Raw genomic sequence first — 5,714 nt, 5'->3', positions numbered from 1 at the left:
TCGCACACGTATTTTAAATATGCGTGCAAAGATACAAAATCAAATCGAATACACTATAAAAAGTCCGTAAACTTTTGAGTATTAATAACTTATTTAATAATCGTCTCGTTTTAACGGGACACTAGTGAGATGGGAATATATGGCACCTGGCTCGTCTCTACAAGAATGATTTTCCGAAAAAACTGCTTCTTGGCCTAAGTTCCCAAAGTCCTAAAGACGATGCACACACCTGCTATTTTACGGAAGTGTCGCTTAAGCAAGAGGCTGTTGCCAATTTTCGCATAGGTAAGCTCGACGGGGAATAAACACCATACCTCAGCACTATTATCAGATTTTAACAAACATATTAAACATTTCGACAAATGAAGAGAAATCAATTTTTCATAGCATTGTCGCTGCTTGCATGCACTCTGCTGTCATGTCAAAATGAGAAAAAACAACAATCATCAATAGCAAATAAATCGAATATGGAAAAAAATGACACCATCTTAAAGCCATTTGTGGCTGAAAACTTGTTTTGGATTCGTGAGCCCAAACAATACACCATCACGGACTCTTTGATTACAATCGTTTCAGAACCTCACACAGACTTGTGGCAGCGCACCTATTATGGGTTCAGCAACGACAATGCTCCAGTGCTGCAAATGAAAACTTCTAACAAGTTCTTTTCTTTCACAGTAAAGACATCGTTCAATAGTTCTGCTCTGTTTGACCAATGCGGTATCGCAATCTATCTTGACAGTGACAACTGGATGAAGGCGTCAATCGAATACGAAAATAAGGAATATCAAAGGCTGGGTAGTGTTGTGACAAACAACGGATATTCCGACTGGGCTACGCATGATATTCCATCTTCCATAAAGGAAATGTGGTATCGCCTTAGCCGTCGGGGAAGCGACTATTATATAGAGACAAGTCCTGACGGTACCACTTTCCACCAAATGCGTACATTTCATTTGGATAAGGGTGATGGGGAGATCTCGTTCGGAATATATGCGGCAAGCCCGGTTGACCATTCATTCACCGCACAGTTCTCTGAAATGGAAGTCGGCGAGTGTAAATGGCAATCATGGTCAGCGGAAGATACAGGATTCAAACAGACAACGAAATAATACGAACAACATACAAGAAAGTGTTCTTTCGTTATGACACCATTGAATCTGAAATAATTCTATATAATAATTAACGAACTATATTTTCTTTACTTTTATGAAAAGAGCAATACTATTTACCATCATTATTTTACAGTTATCGGCGTCTTATGCCCAAAAGATTTTATCTCCTTCAGGTATTATAGACGTAAACTTTGAATTGACCGAAAGAGGTGTTCCAACCTATTATGTAGGCTATAAAAACAAACCTGTTGTCAAGCCCAGTCATTTAGGATTGGAACTGAATGGGCAACCCGATCTTATGGATGGTTTTGAGGTCGTAAAGACCTCTACCTCCTCTTTCGACGAAATATGGAAGCCGGTATGGGGAGAAGTAAAAAACATTCGCAATCACTACAACGAACTGCTGATAGAACTCCGGCAGCCAAAGACCGACCGATATATGAACATTCGCTTTCGAGTTTACGACGATGGTTTGGGCCTGCGCTACGAGTTCCCAAGCCAAAAGGAACTGATCTATTTCATAGTCAAAGAAGAACATACCCAATTTGCTATGACGGGTAATCATACAGCCTGGTGGATTCCTGGAGATTACGACACACAAGAATATGACTATACAGAAAGCCGCTTGTCAGAAATTCGCAGGTTGATGCCAGAGGCCTATACGGACAATTTATCACAAACAAAATTCTCTGATACGGGGGTACAGACCTCTTTACAAATGAAGACTGATGATGGGCTTTATATTAACCTGCACGAGGCTGCTTTAGTCGATTATTCATGCATGCATCTAAACCTGGATGATAAGAACTTGGTTTTCGAATCCTGGTTAACACCCGATGCACAGGGGAACAAAGGAAGACTGCAAGCGCCTTGCCATAGTCCTTGGCGAACGATTATGGTCAGCGATGATGCTCGTGACATCTTATCTTCAAAGCTTATCCTGAATTTGAACGAGCCATGCAAATTGGAGGATACTTCTTGGATCAAGCCAGTGAAATATATCGGTGTATGGTGGGAAATGATTGCCGGAAACCGCCCTTGGGCTTATACATGGGATTACCCTTCCGTTAAACTGGGTGAGACGGACTATTCAAAAGCAAAACCGAACGGACAACATCCTGCCAACACCCAAAATGTGAAAAAATATATAGACTTTGCCGCAACCCACGGTTTCGATCAAGTATTGGTAGAAGGCTGGAACATCGGATGGGAGGATTGGTTCGGGAAAATGAAAGACTATGTCTTTGACTTTATGACTCCTTATCCGGATTTTGACCTACCGGGGTTGAATGAGTATGCACACAATAAGAATGTTAAACTGATGATGTATCACGAAACATCTTCATCTGTGCGCAACTATGAGCGCCATATGGAAGAGGCGTATAGTCTTATGAACAAATACGGTTATAATGCGGTGAAGAGTGGATACGTTGGATATATACAACCTGCTGGCGAATACCATTATGGCCAATGGATGGTAAACCATTATCTTTATGCCATTAAGCAAGCTGCCAAGCATCATCTCATGGTCAATGCGCATGAGGCAGTACGTCCGACCGGATTATGTCGCACTTATCCCAACTTGATAAGCAATGAATCCGCTCGCGGCACAGAATATGAAGCCTTTGGAGGTAATAAACCTTTCCATACAACCATTTTGCCGTTCACACGTCTTCAGGGAGGCCCGATGGACTATACGCCAGGTATTTTCGTTATGGACCTCAGTACATGGGCTCCCAATCGTTCACACGTCAACTCCACATTGGCACGTCAACTTGCCTTATATGTCACAATGTACAGTCCATTACAAATGGCGGCAGATTTGCCGGAACATTATGAGCGTTATATGGATGCGTTTCAATTCATCAAAGATGTGGCAATCGATTGGGATGATTCTAAATACCTTGAGGCGGAACCTGGACAATACATTACGGTAGCCCGTAAAGCTAAGGACACAAACAACTGGTTTGTTGGATGTACGAGTGGAGAAAAAGGGCATCAATCCGTATTGAAGTTAAACTTTCTCGATGCTGATAAAACCTATGTAGCCACCGTGTATGCCGATGCACCCGATGCCGACTACAAAACGAATCCACAGGCTTATACCATCCATAAAGGAACAGTTACTTCGAAATCTGTTTTAAAATTAAGAGCTGCTTCAGGAGGAGGTTATGCCATCAGTATCTTTGAAGTAACCAATAAATCGGATGTAGCTGGAGTAAAAAAACTTAAATTATAAACAGGCTATTCCCGAAATAACTACGAATCAAGGAATATCAAGCAGGCAAAAAATGATTGCCTGCTTGATATGACATCGCAATATATCTTAATGATCAATTAAAATGAATATACTTCATAATCAACATAAACATTTGCTTGTCGCCAATCGTGTTGCCTTTATGATAATAGGGGTTCTCGAGGCTGCGTGGGCACCGCTTGTACCATACGTCAAATATAAGCTAATAATGGCTATACAATTCCCCAAAAGGGGAAAGTAAAGAGTTTCACGCTTATAGGGCAATGTCATCCAAACTGATAGTATTATTGCAAATTCTTTATTCCACCATTTCCGCCACGCACTCGATCTCCGCCGCCTCTTCATGACGACAAACATACAGCAAATAATAGAGAGTACCAAACTTTCGGCTATCTTTTTGCATAAAGTAAGCAGTTTCTGTATATCTATTCACTATTTGTAAGTTTTTCGCCTAATATATGCATAAAATTATCAAATTATTAGCGTATATCGAAAATAATGTGTAACTTTGCAGCCGCAAACAGTTATCAATTATCAAGAAGGCGGCTATAAGTTCCGCTAATGAGTATTAAGTTAGAAGAAAATGGCATATACAAGATTGAGTGCTGCCGAAGCGGCAGCGATGATTAACGATCAAGATACAATCGGATTGAGTGGTTTCACACCAAACGGCGTGCCTAAGGCAACCTTCCGCGAACTCTCCAAGAGAGCCGTGGCTGAGCACGAGGCGGGCAGACCTTTCCAGGTGGGCATCCTCACGGGTGCTTCTACCTCGCAGAGTATCGAAGGTGACATGGCAGCAGCCCATGCCATCAAGTTCCGTGCGCCATTTTCTACCAACAAGGATTTTAGAACTCATACCAACCTGGGCGAGATTGATTATGAGGATATGCATCTCGGCCACATGGCTGAGCGTCTGCGCCGTGGTTTCTATGGCGAAATAGACCTTGCCATCATCGAAGTTTCTGATTTGGAAGAAGGCGAAACCACCTGCAAGGCATTCCTTACCTCTGCCGGCGGCATTGTTCCTACCATCGTCCGCCTTGCCAAGAAGGTGCTCATCGAGAAGAATACCTTCCACAGTCCAGCTTCCCGTTATCTGCACGATGTATATGAGATAGCAGAATGCCCATTCCGCACACCTATTCCTATCATGAACGTAGGTGACAGAATAGGTAAGGAGTATGTGGAGATTGATGCACATAAGATTGTGGGTGTGGTGGAATGCAACATTCCGGAGGAGGCGCGTGCCTTCAAGCCACTCGACCCTGTGACCGAACAGATGGGTCACAACGTTGCCGATTTCCTGGTCAGCGACCTGAAGAAGGGACATATTCCTCCTCAGTTCCTGCCTTTGCAGAGCGGAGTGGGCGTAACTTCCAATGCCGTTCTTGAGGCATTGGGACAGAACCCTAACGTGCCGGTATTCAGCGTTTATACCGAGGTGGTTCAGGATGCTGTAGTGAAATACATGCGCGAGGGAAGAATCAAGGATGCTTCCTGCTCTTCGCTCACCGTAACAAACGATACATTGAAAGAGGTGTATGATGATATTGATTACTTCAAGAAGCATCTCACCATCCGCCAGAGCGAGATTTCAAACTCTCCTGAGGTCATCCGCCGTCTGGGTGTCATCGCCATGAACACCGCCATCGAGTGCGATATCTACGGCAATGAGAACTCCAGCCATATCTGCGGCAGCAAGCTGATGAATGGTATCGGCGGTTCCTGCGATTACGAGCGTAATGGTTTCATCTCTATCTTCACCACGCAGAGTACCACCAAGAACGGTTGCATCTCTGCCATTGTTCCTATGTGCAGTCACGTGGACAGTACCGAGCACGATGTGGATGTTATCGTTACCGAGCAGGGAGTAGCCGATCTTCGTGGCAAAGGCCCATTGCGCCGTGCCAAGGATATTATCGAGAACTGTGCGCATCCTGATTATCGTCCAATGCTTCGCGAATACTTGAAGTTTGCAGAGAAGGGCCACGAGCCACAGAGCATGCGTGCCGCCCTCGCTATGCACGATACCTTCCTGAAGAAGGGTGATATGAGATTGACTGATTTCGGAGAATATCTGAAATAATAAGAAACAATACACATTTTCTAGGCGTAAGGCATACGCCTAGAAAAGTTTTTTCTCTTTTTATCCCTCACATCCATCACGTTTTTTACTTTTTAAGTTCTAATTATTTGATAATGGGACTATTATCTCATTGTAAGCGTCTCCGCGTTTATACCTTGCATAATTCAAAAAAAAAAAGCAGTAACAGCTGATTAAACTAATGCTGCTACTGCTTTTTCCATCGGTCAGGAAGTAAGTCTCTATATTTCTCCAG

General features: G+C 43.2%; 3 protein-coding genes. All 3 read left to right on the top strand.

All coding sequences use genetic code 11. The features are described 5' to 3' along the window. Nucleotides 1–362: 362 nt before the first annotated feature. The 3 genes from KSW37_RS14975 (at nt 363) to KSW37_RS14965 (ending at nt 5,461) form a co-directional block, all read left to right on the top strand. Nucleotides 363–1,112 (top strand): DUF1349 domain-containing protein, encoded by a 750-nt coding sequence (locus KSW37_RS14975; protein WP_254368694.1) that lies wholly within the window; start codon nt 363–365, stop codon nt 1,110–1,112. A gap of 97 nt (nt 1,113–1,209) precedes the next feature. Further along, nucleotides 1,210–3,354, top strand: a complete 2,145-nt coding sequence (locus KSW37_RS14970) for a glycoside hydrolase family 97 protein (protein WP_217315202.1) — start codon at nt 1,210–1,212, stop codon at nt 3,352–3,354. A 601-nt stretch (nt 3,355–3,955) separates the two neighbouring features. Beyond that, nucleotides 3,956–5,461 (top strand): acetyl-CoA hydrolase/transferase C-terminal domain-containing protein, encoded by a 1,506-nt coding sequence (locus KSW37_RS14965; RefSeq protein ID WP_217315201.1) that lies wholly within the window; start codon nt 3,956–3,958, stop codon nt 5,459–5,461. The last annotated feature ends 253 nt before the right edge of the window (nt 5,462–5,714 follow it).

The organism is Segatella copri, assembly GCF_019127135.1.
Taxonomy (GTDB): domain Bacteria; phylum Bacteroidota; class Bacteroidia; order Bacteroidales; family Bacteroidaceae; genus Prevotella.
The sequence above is the reverse complement of the archived record's forward strand: the minus strand, read 5'-3'. Positions and strand labels throughout refer to the sequence as shown.